The 14,184-nt window shown below is 74.1% G+C and carries 13 protein-coding genes; 5 read left to right on the top strand and 8 right to left on the bottom strand.

Going from position 1 to position 14,184, the window contains the following annotated elements:
• Positions 1-112 precede the first annotated feature (112 nt).
• Together ACFCLZ_RS06745 and ACFCLZ_RS06740 are read right to left on the bottom strand one after the other, a co-directional pair.
• On the bottom strand, positions 113-1,060 hold the full coding sequence (locus ACFCLZ_RS06745) for an EI24 domain-containing protein (RefSeq protein WP_380283821.1): 948 nt from the start codon (positions 1,058-1,060) through the stop codon (positions 113-115).
• Positions 1,061-1,198: 138 nt separating this feature from the next.
• Positions 1,199-2,647 carry an amino acid permease gene (locus tag ACFCLZ_RS06740; protein ID WP_380283820.1) on the bottom strand — a complete coding sequence of 483 codons (1,449 nt, stop codon included), beginning with the start codon at positions 2,645-2,647 and terminating at the stop codon, positions 1,199-1,201.
• A gap of 267 nt (positions 2,648-2,914) precedes the next feature.
• Here ACFCLZ_RS06740 and ACFCLZ_RS06735 point away from each other — a divergent pair, with 267 nt between their 5' ends.
• On the top strand, positions 2,915-4,156 hold the full coding sequence (locus ACFCLZ_RS06735) for a metallophosphoesterase (protein ID WP_380286094.1): 1,242 nt from the start codon (positions 2,915-2,917) through the stop codon (positions 4,154-4,156).
• Here ACFCLZ_RS06735 and ACFCLZ_RS06730 read toward each other — a convergent pair.
• Entirely contained in the window at positions 4,131-4,418 is a 288-nt protein-coding gene (locus ACFCLZ_RS06730; protein ID WP_380283819.1) for a hypothetical protein, read from the bottom strand. The genes ACFCLZ_RS06735 and ACFCLZ_RS06730 overlap by 26 nt on opposite strands.
• Positions 4,419-4,580: 162 nt before the next feature.
• Between ACFCLZ_RS06730 and ACFCLZ_RS06725 the strand changes: the two genes are divergently transcribed.
• Positions 4,581-5,549, top strand: a complete 969-nt coding sequence (locus ACFCLZ_RS06725; protein WP_380283818.1) for a Ku protein — start codon at positions 4,581-4,583, stop codon at positions 5,547-5,549.
• A gap of 35 nt (positions 5,550-5,584) precedes the next feature.
• Complete coding sequence (locus tag ACFCLZ_RS06720; protein WP_380283817.1) at positions 5,585-5,866, top strand: hypothetical protein; 282 nt, start codon at positions 5,585-5,587, stop codon at positions 5,864-5,866.
• Positions 5,867-5,915: 49 nt separating this feature from the next.
• On the opposite strand, the gene ACFCLZ_RS06715 is transcribed toward ACFCLZ_RS06720, so the two are convergent.
• The 5 genes from ACFCLZ_RS06715 to ACFCLZ_RS06695 all read right to left on the bottom strand — a co-directional run bounded on the left by ACFCLZ_RS06715 (position 5,916) and on the right by ACFCLZ_RS06695 (position 12,112).
• Positions 5,916-7,637: a DUF2079 domain-containing protein gene (locus tag ACFCLZ_RS06715; protein WP_380283816.1), complete on the bottom strand. Its 1,722-nt coding sequence runs from the start codon at positions 7,635-7,637 to the stop codon at positions 5,916-5,918.
• Positions 7,638-7,733: 96 nt separating this feature from the next.
• Positions 7,734-9,239, bottom strand: coding sequence for a DUF2079 domain-containing protein (locus tag ACFCLZ_RS06710; protein WP_380283815.1), 1,506 nt, complete (start codon positions 9,237-9,239; stop codon positions 7,734-7,736).
• A 257-nt stretch (positions 9,240-9,496) separates the two neighbouring features.
• Positions 9,497-9,952 carry a ricin-type beta-trefoil lectin domain protein gene (locus tag ACFCLZ_RS06705; RefSeq protein ID WP_380283814.1) on the bottom strand — a complete coding sequence of 152 codons (456 nt, stop codon included), beginning with the start codon at positions 9,950-9,952 and terminating at the stop codon, positions 9,497-9,499.
• 349 nt (positions 9,953-10,301) lie between these two features.
• A complete protein-coding gene (locus ACFCLZ_RS06700) occupies positions 10,302-11,705 on the bottom strand; it encodes an NADP-dependent succinic semialdehyde dehydrogenase (protein WP_380283813.1) in 1,404 nt (467 codons plus the stop codon).
• A gap of 125 nt (positions 11,706-11,830) precedes the next feature.
• Entirely contained in the window at positions 11,831-12,112 is a 282-nt protein-coding gene (locus tag ACFCLZ_RS06695) for a DUF6158 family protein (protein ID WP_380283812.1), read from the bottom strand.
• Positions 12,113-12,263: 151 nt separating this feature from the next.
• On the opposite strand from ACFCLZ_RS06695, the gene ACFCLZ_RS06690 reads away from it, so the two are divergent.
• Positions 12,264-12,869: an ArsR/SmtB family transcription factor gene (locus ACFCLZ_RS06690; protein ID WP_380283811.1), complete on the top strand. Its 606-nt coding sequence runs from the start codon at positions 12,264-12,266 to the stop codon at positions 12,867-12,869.
• A complete protein-coding gene (locus ACFCLZ_RS06685; RefSeq protein WP_380283809.1) occupies positions 12,866-14,146 on the top strand; it encodes an MFS transporter in 1,281 nt (426 codons plus the stop codon). The genes ACFCLZ_RS06690 and ACFCLZ_RS06685 overlap by 4 nt, the downstream gene beginning before the upstream one ends.
• The last annotated feature ends 38 nt before the right edge of the window (positions 14,147-14,184 follow it).

Here is a 14,184-nt window from a genome sequence, read left to right as displayed (position 1 = left end):
CGGTGGCGCGCCGCCGGGCGGCCGTCCACTATCGGCGGCAGTAGACCGCCCGGTCCCTGTGGGGGGCCTCACACGCGGGCGGGACCGGGGTGGGCGCAGGGTGACGGCGCGCTCACGCGCCGCGGTACGCGTTCGGCTCCACCGGGCGCGGGGCGGCGGCGTACGGGTTGCCCGCGGCCGGGCCGTCGGCGTACGGGTTGCCCGCCACGGGCCGCTGCGCGTCGTAGCCCGGCAGCTCCGGGACGGCCGCCGCGTCAGGCTCCTGGCCGCCGTCCTCCTCGCCGCCGTCCTCGCCGCCACCGTCCTCCTCCGCCGGCCCCTCCTCGACGGGCACCAGGTCGCGGGCCAGCAGCGTGGCGCCGGCCACCGCGCCCGGCATGGCGACCACCGTCACCAGCGGGACCAGGAAGCCCAGCACCAGCGGCACGCCGAACCCGAGGGCCAGGCCGAGCCGCCCGCGCAGCAGCCGCAGCCGCTCGCGCTGCGGCACCCCGCGCCGCTGCAGCGCGACCGAGGTCAGCTCCAGGGTGAGGAAGAAGCCGGAGACCGCGAAGCCCAGCACCGGCACCACGGTCTGCCCGACCACCGGGACGAACCCGGCCGCGAACAGCAGCACGCCGAAGCCGCCGGCCCGCACCAGGACGAGGAGGCTGTCCCGGGCCGCCACCACCAGCTCGCGCCAGAGCGGCACCTCCGGCGGGGTCGGCGCGCCGCCCTCGGTCTCGTCGACCTTCTCGCACAGCTCCTCGTAGAACGGCTGGCCGACCAGCAGGGTGACCGCCGTGAAGGTGAGCACGGACAGCAGCAGCCCGCCGACGAAGACCAGCGCGGCGAGCGTGGTGCGCAGCAGGTCCTGCCAGAGCGAGGACCAGGAGTCGGCGAACGGGGTGGCCCACTCGGCGAGGTCCCCGGACCAGCCGGCCAGGAAGAACAGCGCCACCGCGTAGCCGACCAGGGTGATCAGCGCCGGGAGCATCCCGAACGCCCACCAGCGGCCGTGCCGCGCCACCCACTTCTGGCCCTTGGCCAGGTACCCCATCCCCGCTGCAAGATCTCGCATGAGGGGAAAGGGTAGGGGCCGCAGCGTCGCCGGGTCATGTCCGGTCCGTCACGGAACGGCACCGGAAAGGCGGCCGGGCCCGGGAGCCTCCGCAACGGCTCCCGGGCCCGGTGCCCGCGGACGGTACTGCGTGCCGGCTCAGGAGGCCGGTGCCACCGCCGCGGCCCGCCGCCGGCGGCCCACCACGGCCGACGCCGCCAGCACGATGGCCGCGGCGACCAGCGACAAGTACATCTGCTTCCGACCGTCGGCGTCGGTGAACATGTACGCCACCACGAACCCGATCATGCCGATCGCGGCCCAGGTGAGGTACGGGTACAGCCACATCCGGACGGTCAGCCGCTCCGGGCACTCGTGCTCGAGGATCCGGCGCATCCGCAGCTGGGAGAAGCAGATCACGAGCCAGACGAAGAGCGCCACCGCGCCGGACGAGTTCAGCAGGAAGGCGAAGACGGTGTCGGGCGAGGTGTAGTTGAAGAACACCGCCACGAAGCCGAACACCACCGAGGAGAGGATCGCCACCCGCGGCACGCCGCGCTTGGTCACCGTGGCGAAGGCCTTCGGCGCGTCGCCGCGCTGTCCGAGCGAGTAGGCCATCCGGGAGGCGGTGTACATGCCCGAGTTGAGGCAGGACAGCACGGCCGTCAGCACGATCACGTCCATCACCCGCCCGGCGCCCGGGATGCCCACGTGCTCCAGCACCGCGACGTACGGGCTGCCCTCGACGGCCGCGGAGTCCCACGGCAGCAGGGTCACCACGAGCAGGATGGAGCCGAGGTAGAAGATCCCGATCCGCCAGATGACGCTGTTGGTCGCCTTGCTGACCGCCTTCTGCGGGTCCTCGGACTCGCCGGCGGCCAGGGTGACGATCTCGCTGCCCATGAAGGCGAAGACGACGGTGAGCATGCCGGTGAACACCGCGCCCACGCCGTGCGGCAGGAAGCCTTCGTGGCCGGTCAGATTGGTGGCGCCGACCGCGTGGGTGCCCGGCAGCAGGCCGAACGCGGCCAGCGTGCCGATCACCAGGAAGGCGGCGATCGCCACCACCTTGATCCCGGCGAACCAGAACTCGAACTCGCCGTAGGAGGCGACCGAGCCCAGGTTGGTCGCGGTCAGCACGGCCATCACGATCAGCGCGAACGCCCACTGCGGCACGCCCGGCATCCAGTTGTTGAGGATCTTCGCGCCGGCGGTGGCCTCGACGGCCAGCACCACCACCCAGAAGAACCAGTACAGCCAGCCGATCGTGAACCCGGCCCAGCGGCCCAGCGCCCGGTCCGCGTACGCCGAGAAGGAGCCGCTCTGCGGGTCGGCCGCCGCCATCTCGCCGAGCATCCGCATGACCAGTACGACCAGCACACCGGCCAGCGCGTAGGAGAGCAGGATGCCGGGGCCGGTGGCGGCGATGCCCGCGCCGGAGCCGACGAACAGACCCGCGCCGATCACACCGCCGATGGCGATCATCGACAGATGACGGTTCTTGAGCCCGGCCTTGAGGTGGCCGTCGCCGCCCTGGCCGGGGGAGGGGGAGTTCCCGGGGGAGCCGGCCGGTGAGGAACCGGCCCGGGTGGTGATGTCCGCACGCATCGTGAGGGTGCCCTGTGCCTTTCCGGCGCGGCCTGACCCTCGGCTCGAACGCCGGAGGGTGGGGGACGGATCCGCGCATTGCGGTGCAACCTAGTCGCTACCTCCGGCTATCGGAACAAGGCGCCGCGAAATGTTCGTTGAGCGGACGGAAAAGGCCAGGTCAGCGCAGGTGAGAAGAGGCCGCGAAAAGCTCAAATCTGACGCAGCGGCAGCACGTTGGGGCCCTCCGGCGGGGTTTGTCAGGCGGCCGTCCATACTTCTCGCGTGATGATCGTCCTCGTGGTGCTCGGTGCCCTCCTCGTCCTGGGCCTGCTGGCCCTCGTCCACTGGTACCTCTGGCGGCGGCTGGTGCGCGACGTCTCGGCGCCGGGCGGCCGCTGGCGCCGGGCCGGCACGGTGCTCGCCGTCGTCCTGCCGGTGCTCTCGATCGGCGCGCTGGTCGGCGGGCGGGCGTTCCCGATGGCGGTCGAGCGCTGGTTCGCCTGGCCGGGCTACCTCTGGCTGCCGGTGCTGCTGTACCTGCTGCTCGCGCTCGGGGTCGGCGAGCTGCTGCGACCGCTGCTGCTGCGCCTGCCGGTCCGCCGCACCGCACCGGCCGCGGCCGCCCCGGAGGCCGCCCCGGAGTCCGTCGATGAGGACGGCGGGGAGGCGCCCGACGCACCGGAGGCGCAGGCCGCCCCCTCGCCGGAGCGGCGGCTGTTCGTCGCGCGGGCGGTCGCGCTCGGCGCCTCCGGCGCGGCGGCGGCCGTGGTCGGCACCGGCACCTACGGCGTCCTGCGCGGACCGCGGCTCAAGCAGGTGACCGTCCCGCTGGCCAAGCTGCCGGCCCGCGCCCACGGGTACCGGATAGCCGTGGTCAGCGACATCCACCTCGGGCCGCTCCTCGGCCGCGCCCACACGCAGCGGATCGTCGACACCATCAACGCCGCCAAGCCCGACCTGATCACGATCGTCGGTGACCTGGTCGACGGCACGGTGGCCGAACTCGGCCGCGACGCCGAGCCGTTGGCGCAGCTGCGGGCCCGCGACGGGGCGTTCTTCGTCACCGGCAACCACGAGTACTTCTCCGGTGCGGCGCCCTGGGTGGACTTCGTCCGGGAGCTGGGCGTCCACCCCCTGCAGAACGCCCGGGTGGAGCTGGGCGGCTTCGACCTCGCCGGGGTCAACGACCTCGCCGGGCAGCGGGAGGGCGACGGCCCCGACTTCGGCCGGGCGCTCGGCGACCGCGACCCGGCCCGCACCGCCGTCCTGCTCTCGCACCAGCCGGTCACCATCCACGACGCGGTCCGGCACGGCGTCGACCTCCAGCTCTCCGGCCACACCCACGGCGGGCAGCTCTGGCCGGGCAACCTGATCGCCGAGCTGGCCAACCCCACGGTCGCCGGGCTGGAGCGCTACGGCGACACCCAGCTCTACGTGACGCGCGGCGCCGGGGCCTGGGGGCCGCCGGTCCGGGTCGGCGCGCCGTCCGACATCACCGTCGTCACGCTGGCCTCGCTCCGGGCCTGAGAAGGCTCCCCGCCCGAGGAGGCTCGCGGCCCGAGGAAGCGGGGTCGCGGGCCTCGGCCACCTCCAGCAGGACGATCCGCCGCGCGTCCGCCGGCCGCCCGGTGAGCCGGGCGGCCAGGATCGCCGGGAGGTCGCTCTCGCGCGAGTACCCCGGCACCACGGTGACCTCGGCGTGCCGCACCCCCGCCGCGCCGGCCAGTGCGTACCGCACCCGGTACGTCGTCGCGTCCGGCGGCGGGGCCGGCCGGCTGCTCCGCTCCACACGCCCACCTCCGTCCCGCCGTCCATTGTCCGCCCGACCGGTCCGCGACGGGTCCGGCGGCATCCTGTGGCCGAACGGCGCGAATCCGGGCAGAGTGGAAATCTCCGGGGCCGGTGCCCGGCCGGCGCGAACCGCGGGACGGCTCCGGGAAGGAGCGACCCCATGCAGACCACCTGGAAGGGGACGATCAGCTTCGGCCTGGTCTCGATCCCCGTCCACCTGTACTCCGCCACCAAGGAGCACGACGTCCCGCTGCACCAGGTGCACACCAGGGACGGCGGCCGGGTGCGGATGAAGCGGTACTGCGAGCGGGAGGAGAAGGAGGTCCCGTACACGGAGATCGCCAAGGGCTACGAGTCGCCGGACGGCCGCACCGTCACCCTCACCGACGAGGACCTCGCCGACCTCCCGCTCCCCAGTAAGAAGATCATCGACGTGCTGGCCTTCGTCGACGAGGGCGAGATCGACCCGCTGATGTTCTCCAAGGCCTACTACGTCGGGGTCGCCGACAAGGCCGCCGCCAAGCCCTACGCGCTGCTGCGCGACGCGCTCGTCGAGTCCGGGCAGATCGCCGTCACCAAGATCGCGCTGCGCACCCGGGAGTCCCCGGCGGTCCTGCGGGTGCACGACGGCACGCTGGTGCTCCAGACCTGCATCTGGCCCGACGAGGTCCGCCCGGCGGCCGGCATCGCGCCCGAGGAGGACGTCGCCGTGCGGCCGCAGGAGCTGAGGATGGCGCGCTCCCTGATGGCGACCCTCTCCGAGGACTTCGACCTCGACCAGCTCCACGACGACTACCAGCAGGCGCTCCAGCAGGTGATCGAGGCCCGGCTGCAGGGCGTCGAGGTGCCGCACGAGGAGGAGGCGGGGGCGGCGCCGGACAACGTCATCGACCTCATGGAGGCGCTGCGCACCAGTCTGCGGCAGGCCAAGGACGCCCACCCGGGCCGCACCCGCGCCGAGGAGGCCGGGGAGGCCGGGGAAGCGGAGGACGCCGAGGAGGCCGACGAGAAGCCCGCCCCGCGCAAGCGCGCCGCCGCGAAGAAGACCACGGCGGCCAGGAAGACCACGCGGTCCGCCGCGAAGAAGACCACGACCCGGAAGTCCGCCACTCCCCGGAAGGCCTCGTGACCTCCCCCGACCGACACCCCCGGAGGCGATTGCCGATGGATCTCATCACCTACAAGGCCCTGGACACCGGCCCCGACGCACCGGAGCACCCGAGCTGGGCGCACCGGGCCCTGCACTGGCTGTGCAGTCTCACCCCGACCGCCCTGGTCTTCATGGTCGGCCTCTCGCTCGGCCTCGGGGCCGTCGCCGCCCAGGTGACCTGGCTGCCGATGCTGATCGTCTTCAGCGTCGTCTGGGGCGCCACCCTGCTCGCCCTGGCGGGTGTGTTCGTCCGCTGGCGGACGACCCTCCCGGTCCGCCACCGGATGGCCACCTGATCCCGTCCCGACGGTGGCCCCGGTCCGTACCGGGGCCACCGGTGCGTCCTCAGCCCTTGAACAGGTTGTGGCCGACGTCCGAGGGGACGATCTCCTTCACCGGCGTGCTGTTCCCGTCCGGGACCGCCGCGCCCGGCACCGGCTCGTCGCTCTCCCGGTGCAGCAGCACCACTCCGTCCTCGGCCCAGACCTGCCGGTAGCCGTGGGCGAGCAGCAGTTCGATCCGGTCGGCCTGCTCGTCCGTCGTCTGGAACGGGAAGGTCCGGGTGTCGGAGCGGATCAGGACGTAGTCGCGCCCGCGCGGTGTGGCGTCCACCAGGACGACGTCGGTGCGGCCGACCAGCCGGGGCACCACCTGGTTGTCGGCCTCCACCAGCGCGCCGTCCGGGATCTGCGCGGCGCCCCGGACCAGGGCGGCGTTGCTCGCCGAGGGGCGCCAGAAGGCCGGGGTGAGCACGCTGATCCCGCCCAGCAGCAGGCTGCACGCCAGCGAGCCGGCCACCACCGCCGTGCCCAGGCCGTAGGCGGCGCGCCGGTGCGTCCCGCCCCGGGCGTACAGGCGGCCGAGCACCTCCAGGCAGGCGGTGAGCAGCACCGGCCAGAGCAGGGCGTCGTAGTGGTGGGCGATCGACCAGTGGTTGGGGTTGTCGGAGAGCACGCGCTCGGCGAGCAGCGGCAGCAGGCAGAGCGTGGTCGCGGAGCGCAGCGGCAGCAGTAACAGGGTGCCGAACAGCCAGAGCAGCAGCAGCGGCTTGACGGTGGCGTCGGTGGCGACCCGGACGAGCAGCAGGGGGTCGCCGAGCAGGTTGGTGAACGCGGTCCCGGCGTCCGGGCCGATCGGGCCGTACACCCAGTAGTAGTCCGGCTGCCCGCCCATCGCGGGGATCAGCCAGACGATGGCGAGCGCCGAGACCAGCGGGCCGCCGACCAGCAGGCCGGCGCCGTGGGCGAGGCCGCGGCGGTCCCCGGCCCGCTCGCCCTGCCGGTCGCCGCGCGGGCGGCTGCGCCAGAGCAGGACGAGGCCGTAGACGCCGACCAGCAGGCCGAGGTCCTCCTTGGTGGCGCAGAGCAGGGCGGCGGCGAGGACGGCGGTGCCGTAGCGGCGGGCGAGGCCGCGTTCGAGCATCAGCAGGATGAGCGGGACGGCGAAGGCGACCTCGTGGAAGCCGCCGCGCCCGGCGGCCAGCAGCGGCCAGCCGAGGCCGTAGGCCAGGCCGGCCAGGTCGGCGATCCGGCGGACGGCGCGGGTGTGCGCGGCGTCCGCCTGCCCGCCCTCCTCGGCCCGCTCGGCGCCGCCGTCCGTGGCGGTGCCGCCGACCGGGCGGGGGAAGCAGTGGACCGCGATCCGGCGGATCAGCGGGACGCCGGCCGCCAACAGCAGTGCCTGGCCGAGGATCAGCGTGCGCGGGTCCTCCCAGATCCAGTACAGCGGGGCGAGCGCGGCCAGGATCGGCGAGAAGTGGTCGCCCAGCAGGGAGAAGCCGGGCGGGAACTCGTGGTGGTAGCTCTTGACCGGGGAGATCGGCAGGCCGAAGTGCGCGTATCCGGCCACGCCCTGGTGGAAGATGCCGAGGTCGAACCCGCCGAGCAGGACCGCCGACCACTGCTGGAGCCCGCAGGCGGCGGTCACCGCGAAGCAGAGCAGGGTCAGGACGGCGGTCCGGCGCCCGGCGAGCGGGCCGGCGCTGCCGGGCGCGGACGGGCGGGCGGCGCGCGGCAGCAGCGGTCGGTTCGTTCGGGTGGACGGGCTGAGCCCGGTTTCGACTGGCACGGGATCCCTGAACTGGTCGGAGACGGGGGCAGGTTCGGAGCGGGGCGGACCGCCCCGGGCCGGGCGGGCCGGGGCGGTCCGGCCCGGGGCGGCGGGTCAGCCGGCCCCGGGCGTGCCGGGCGCGGGCGTGTCGGCCGTCGCGGCGGGGCCGCCGGCCGTGCGCTGCAGCAGCGTGATGCCGTGGTCGCTGCGGACCACGTGGTAGCCGCCGCGCTTGGCGGCGGCGACCTCCTGCCGCTCCTTGTCGGGTGGCAGCGGCCAGCCCATCGGCTGGTCCTCGTCGACCACGATCCACTCGGCGCTCGACCACTGCTGCGGCCAGCCGAACACGATGACCTCGCAGCGGTTGGTCAGCTGCGGCACCAGCCGGTTGGAGGCGGCGACCCGGGCGTCGTCCGGGACGGCGGCCAGTACCGACCGGGCGGCCTCGACCCGGGCCGGCGTGCGCCAGAGGTCGAGCGTGAACAACTGGCTGAACGCGAAGCCGGGCAGCAGCGCGAGGGTGACCGCCGCGCTGACCGGCAGGGCCGCCCGGGCGAGCCACCGGGGCAGCACGCCGTCGCGCTCCCGAGCCTTCACCAGGACGTCCACGAAGGCGATGAAGACGATCGGCATCAGCACCGCGCTGTAGTGGTAGCTGGTGCCCCAGTAGGCCGGGTTGTTGGAGAGCAGCCGCCAGCCGAGGGTGGGCAGCGCGACCAGCAACAGCGGCGAGCGGGCGGCCAGCAGCGCGGTCGGCGCGAGCAGCATCAGGACGGTGGTGACCTTCTCGCCCGGGGTGACCAGGTCGAGCGGCAGGGTGAGCAGGTTCCGGCCGCCCGAGCCGCCGCTCAGGTTGTCCCAGTACGCGAAGCTGCCGCCGGGGCTCATCGCCGGGAGCAGCACCAGCAGTTCGAGCAGCGAGGCGCCGACGCCGAACACCACGGTGGCCGCGCCGACCCGGCGGTCGCCGCGCCACAGGATGTACGCGCCGACGGCGGCCACGGTGATGCCGAGGTCCTCCTTGACCAGCACCAGCGGCGCGGCCCAGAGGGCGGCGGCGGTCCAGCGCCGCTCGCCGAGCGCGGTGACCGAGAAGGCGATCAGCGGCACCGCGAAGGTGATCTCGTGGAAGTCGAAGCCGAGCGCCGAGGCGAGCCCCCAGGAGAGCCCGTAGCCGAGGCCGGCGACCAGCGCGGTGGCCGGTCCGGCCCCGCGCAGCGCCCACCGGCAGATCGGCACGGCGGCGACGGCCACCAGGGCGGACTGGGCGAGCAGCAGCGTCTTGGCGGAGGGCCAGATCCAGTAGAACGGGGCGAGGGCGGCGAGGACGGGCGAGAAGTGATCGCCCAACAGATTGAAGGAGGGGCCCTTGAGTTCGACGATCGGGCCGCGGCCCTCGGCGTATCCGCGGACGCCCTGTTCGAAGATTCCGAGGTCGTATCCGCTGGTGAGCAGGAGCTCGTGGCGGCGGACGGTGAAGAACGCGTAGATCAGGAACAGTGCGAGGGCGACCGCCCAGGGGATGAACCGCGTCCGCCGGTCGGCGGGGGCTAAGGTGACCGACGACTCGTCACTCTCCGTCCTGCGGTGGAGTGCTGATGTGAGTGTACTAATGGTCACTGAACATCCCCGTCGTTCCGGGTGCGAGTGGTCTTGCGGCCGATTCTGGTCGGAGGCCCGAGGTGGCGGGCTGGTTCAGCCGTGAGCGAACGCCGCCGGGTATGTCGGCCCCGGAGTGGGGACCGTAGCATGGGGAAGCCCTCCCCGGCGATTGAGGCGCCGGGGAGGGCGGCCCCCGCTTGACGAAGGGGCAGTTCAGGGGTGACGAACGGTCATATCGGATGCCCGATTGAACCGCCGGTCGACCTGACGGCCGGTCACCGCCACTGCTGGTACGAGCCGCCGTTGCCGCTCAGGGCGTAGACGTCCCCGTTGGCGTTGCTGTCCAGGTAGAGGCCGGTGGCCAGGTTCTGGTAGGTGTTGCCGTAGGTGGAGGCGCGACGGACCCACTTCTGGTAGCTGCCGCCGTTGCAGCTCAGCGCGTAGACGTTGCCGTTGCCGTTGGAGTCGAGGCAGAAACCGGTGGCCTTGTTCTGCAGGGTGAAGGTGGAGCCGCCCAGGTCGGAGGCGTACCAGCGCTGGTACGAGCCGCCGTTCCCGGGGAGGGTGTAGACGTTGCCGTTGCCGTTGCTGTCGAGGAAGCGGCTGGTGGCGACGTTCTGGAGGGTGATCTCGGCGGCGGCGCTCGCCGGGCCGGCGGCCAGGACGGTCATGCCGCCGGCCAGCACGGCGGCCGAGGAGACGAGGGCGGCGGCACGCTTGAGGGACTTCATCGCGTTTCCTTCCCGTGGTGACCGACCCTCCGGCCGGTCACCGCAGAACGTAGCCGGAAATGCGTCTCCGTCGGCTTTCTATTCACGGGATGGGCGCGCGTTCAGCCATCCGAAAAGAAGCGGTTCAGCTTTTATCAATATGAGCGGAAGAATTTACGCAGGTTTGTCAACGAAGGGATTTTGTGGGGGTCCTGTCCAGGTGAGGTGAAGGGCGTTCCCCGGTGCTCGCCGCTCCGGTCTCCCGGGAGGCGGACAAAGCGGAACAATCGACTGTCCGGAAACCTGGCCGGATCCGGCCGGGGCGCGCGGCCCCGGCCGGGGGCGCGGACGGGGCGCGCGCAGACACGCCTCAGGCCACCCAGACCGTGGTGATGTTGCAGAACTCGCGGATGCCGTGGCCGGACAGCTCCCGGCCGAAGCCGGAGCGCTTGACGCCACCGAACGGCAGGGCGGGGTGCGAGGCCGTCATCCCGTTGAAGAACACCCCGCCGGCCTGGATGTCCCGCACGAAGCGGTCCTGTTCGGCCGGGTCCTCCGTCCAGACGTTGGAGCTGAGGCCGAACGGGGTGTCGTTGGCCAGCGCGACGGCCTGGTCCAGGTCGTCCGCCCGGTAGACGGTGGCGACCGGGCCGAAGGTCTCCTCGTGGTGGATCCGCATCCGCGGCGTGATGCCGGTCAGCACGGTCGGCTCGTAGAACCAGCCGCCGTCCAGGCCCTGGGCGTCCAGGCCCTCCGGCCGGCGCCCGCCGCACTCCACCCGGGCCCCGTGCGCCCGCGCGTCGTCGACCAGCCCGGCCAGGTCGTCCCGCCCCTGCCGGCTGGCCAGCGGGCCGACCTGGGTGGCCTCGTCCATCGGGTCGCCGACCTTCAGCGCCCGCATCGCCGCGGTGAACGCCGCGGTGAAGCGGTCGTAGACCTCGACGTGCACGATGAACCGCTTGGCGGCGATGCAGGACTGCCCGTTGTTCTGCGACCGCGCCGTGACGGCGGTGGCGACGGCGGCGTCCAAGTCCGCGCTCGGCAGGACCACGAACGGGTCGCTGCCGCCCAGCTCCAGGACCGCCTTCTTCACCTCGTCGGCCGCGGTGGCCGCGACCGCCCGCCCGGCCGGCTCGCTGCCGGTGAGCGTCACGGCGGCCACCCGAGGGTCCCGGATCACCGCCTCCACCGCGCCCGAGCCGATCAGCAGGGTCTGGAAGCAGCCCTCCGGGAAGCCCGCCCGGCGGAACAGCTCCTCCAGCGCCACCGCCGTGCGCGGCACATTGGACGCGTGCTTGAGCAGGCCCACGTTGCCGGCCATCAGCGCGGGCGCGGCGAACCGCACGACTTGCCAGAGCGGGAAATTCCAGGGCATGACGGCCAGGACCACGCCCAGCGGCCGGTACCGCACGAACGCGCGGGCCGCCCCGGAGTCGGCCACGTCGGCGGGTTCCGGGTGCTCGTCCGCGAGCAGCGCCTCGGCGTTCTCGGCGTACCAGCGCATCGCCTTGGCGCACTTGGCGGCCTCGGCGCGGGCGGCGGTCAGCGGCTTGCCCATCTCCTCGGTCATCGTCCGGGCGACGGTCTCGCGCTCCCGGTCGAGCAGGTCCGCGGCGCGGCGGAGCAGGCCGGCCCGCTGGGCGTAGGAGGTGGTGCGGTACGTCCGGAAGGCCGCCTCGGCGCGGGCCAGCCGCTGTTCGAGGCCGGCCGCGTCCAGGGGTTCGAAGGTCTCCAGGGTCTCGCCGGTCGCGGGGTTCACGCTTGCGATGGGCATCGCGGCCCTCCCGGGGGTGTGCGCGGTGGACGTGTCGGTCCTCCCACCCTCGCCCACCGCCCGCGCCGTGGCACGCCGGTACGGCCCGGCGTGTCCCGCCGGGCGGCGGTTCGCCGGCCGCCGGACTACTCGGGCAGCGCCTCGGCCCGGACCGCGGCCGCGCGGGCGCGGGCGCCGGCCCTGGTCCGCCCGGCGGTGACCAGGCGGCGGGGGAAGCGGTGCAGGTACTCCGCCTCCAGCTGCCCGGTGCGCAGGGTGTGCCGCTTCAGCGCCTCCTCGGAGCCGTACAGGAAGGTCTCGTGCCTGGTCCGGTGCAGCTGCTCCAGCTCGTGCACCAGGGTGTCGTTGTCCAGGGCGTGCGGGGAGATGCCCTCGGGCCTGGTGTGCGGGGCGTCGGGGTGCCGCATGTCCACTCCCTCGTCGGCGGGAACCGGAAACCCCCCGAGTACCCGGTGCCCCGCGAGCCCCTCCGGTACACGCGTCCGGTGGCCGCCGGGACGGACAAGGATTCTCGTACAAGGGCTGTTGCACAAGAGTCCTTGTGGATATCCTCGCCGCATGACCGAGCCCACCGAGCCCACCGAGCCCGTCGCGGACGGTGTCCGGCAGATCGCCGACTCCCGCGTCCTGGCCGCCCTCACCCACCCCGTCCGCCGCCGCCTGCTGGACCTCCTCGCGGTGGACGGCCCCGCCACCGTCGGCCTGCTCGCCGAGCGCACCGGCCAGGCCGTCGGCAGCATCAGCCACCACCTCAAGGTGCTGGCCGGCGCCGACCTCGTCGAGGAGGCCCCCGAGCTGGCCCGCGACCGCCGCGAACGCTGGTGGCGCCCGACCGCGGGCACCCCGCGCTGGCGGCGCGCCGACTTCGCCGCCGACCCGGTCGCCGAGGCCGTCGCCGACGCGGCCGGCTCGCTCCAGCTGGAGCGCCAGGCCGCGCTGGTGCGCGGCTGGTCCGCCGCCCGCCACGACTATCCCGAGCCCTGGCGGGAGGGCTGCGCCGTCGCGACCGAGACCTGGCTGCGGCTCACCCCGGAGGAGGCCCGCGAGCTGGCGGGCGAGCTGGTCGCGGTGCTGGCCCGGTGGGCCGACCGCCCGGTTCCGGAGGACGGGCGCGCGCGGGAGTCGGTCTTCGCCTTCGCCCACAGCGTCCCGGCCCGGCCGTGACGGACACCGGCCTGCGGGGCACGCCCCGGTTACCCGCCGGCCTGTTCGCCGACCGCGACTTCCGGCTGCTCTGGGCGGGCGAGACGATCAGCCGCCTCGGCTCGGCCGTCACCGCCGTCGCGCTGCCGCTGGTCGCGGTGGTCACGCTGGACGCCGGACCGCTCGCCACCGGCCTGCTGAGCGCCGCCGTCTGGCTGCCCTGGCTGCTGATCGGCCTGCCGGCCGGGGTCTGGGTCGGGCGGTGGCGCCGGCGCACCGTGCTGGTCCGGGCCGACCTGGTCGCGGCGGCGCTGTACGCCTCGGTGCCGGCCGCCGCCCTGCTCGGCGTGCTGACCCTCGCCCAGCTGGTGCTGGTCGCGCTGCTCGCGGGCACCGCGGCGGTCTTCCTCGGCACGGCGCACCAGGCGTACCTGCCGGATCTGCTGCATCCCGAGCGGCTCACCGAGGGCAACGCCAGGCTCCAGGGCGGCGCCTCGGCCGCCCAGGTCGCCGGGCCGGGCGTGGCGGGGCTCACCGTCCAGGCCTTCGGCGCGGCCGCCGCACTGCTCGTCGACGCGGCGAGCTTCCTGGCCGCCGCGGCGGCGCTGCTGCTGATCCGCGACCGGCCGGCGCAGGCCCCGGCGGCCGACCCGGCGCCGCTCGGCCGCCGGGTCCGCGAGGGGCTGGCCTTCGTCCGCCGCGACCCGTACCTGCGCGCGCTGCTGCGCTACGGCGCCGCCGCCAACCTCGCGCTGGCCGGCTACCAGGCGGTGGCCGTGCTGTTCCTGGTCGACGAGCTGGGCGTGGCCCCCGCCGCGGTCGGCTGGCCGGCCGCCGCCGGGGCGCTGGGCGGGGTGGCCGGCGCCGCGCTCGCCCGCCCGGTCACCCGCCGGTACGGCACCGCGCGCGGTGTGCTGCTCGCCCTGCTCACCGCCACTCCGTTCGGCCTGCTGCTGCCGAGCGCCCGGCCCGGCGCGGGGGTGCTGCTGTACGCGGCCGGGTCGGCGGTGATGGTGGCCGGGGTGGTGCTCGCCAACGTCGTGATCGGCGGCTTCCGGCAGCGCTACGCGCCGCCCGCGCTGCTCAGCCGGGTGGTGGCCACCTCGATGGCCGCCAACCAGGCCACCATCCCGCTCGGCGCGGTGATCGGCGGCGGTCTGGGGGAGTGGCTCGGCCTGCGGCCGGCGATGTGGATCACGATCGGGCTGCTGGTGGCCTGCGCCGCGCTGCTGATCGCCTCGCCGCTGCGGCGGGTGCGTGACCTGCCCGATGCGTGGTCGGAGACGCCAGAAAAGTAGGATGACCACTTCGTATCCGCACCGCGATCCCCGGACAG

It is taken from the genome of Kitasatospora purpeofusca, assembly GCF_042691725.1.
GTDB classification, from domain to species: Bacteria; Actinomycetota; Actinomycetes; order Streptomycetales; family Streptomycetaceae; genus Kitasatospora; species Kitasatospora purpeofusca_B.
This window is presented reverse-complemented; position numbering and strand designations above follow the sequence as displayed.

Bases quoted from the DNA above. Each gene is read 5' to 3' on its own strand.
- ACFCLZ_RS06745 (WP_380283821.1), bottom strand. From the start codon at position 1,060: ATGCGAGATCTTGCAGCGGGGATGGGGTACCTGGCCAAGGGCCAGAAG.
- ACFCLZ_RS06740 (WP_380283820.1), bottom strand. From the start codon at position 2,647: ATGCGTGCGGACATCACCACCCGGGCCGGTTCCTCACCGGCCGGCTCC.
- ACFCLZ_RS06735 (WP_380286094.1), top strand. From the start codon at position 2,915: ATGATCGTCCTCGTGGTGCTCGGTGCCCTCCTCGTCCTGGGCCTGCTG.
- ACFCLZ_RS06725 (WP_380283818.1), top strand. From the start codon at position 4,581: ATGCAGACCACCTGGAAGGGGACGATCAGCTTCGGCCTGGTCTCGATC.
- ACFCLZ_RS06720 (WP_380283817.1), top strand. From the start codon at position 5,585: ATGGATCTCATCACCTACAAGGCCCTGGACACCGGCCCCGACGCACCG.
- ACFCLZ_RS06705 (WP_380283814.1), bottom strand. From the start codon at position 9,952: ATGAAGTCCCTCAAGCGTGCCGCCGCCCTCGTCTCCTCGGCCGCCGTG.
- ACFCLZ_RS06700 (WP_380283813.1), bottom strand. From the start codon at position 11,705: ATGCCCATCGCAAGCGTGAACCCCGCGACCGGCGAGACCCTGGAGACC.
- ACFCLZ_RS06695 (WP_380283812.1), bottom strand. From the start codon at position 12,112: ATGCGGCACCCCGACGCCCCGCACACCAGGCCCGAGGGCATCTCCCCG.
- ACFCLZ_RS06690 (WP_380283811.1), top strand. From the start codon at position 12,264: ATGACCGAGCCCACCGAGCCCACCGAGCCCGTCGCGGACGGTGTCCGG.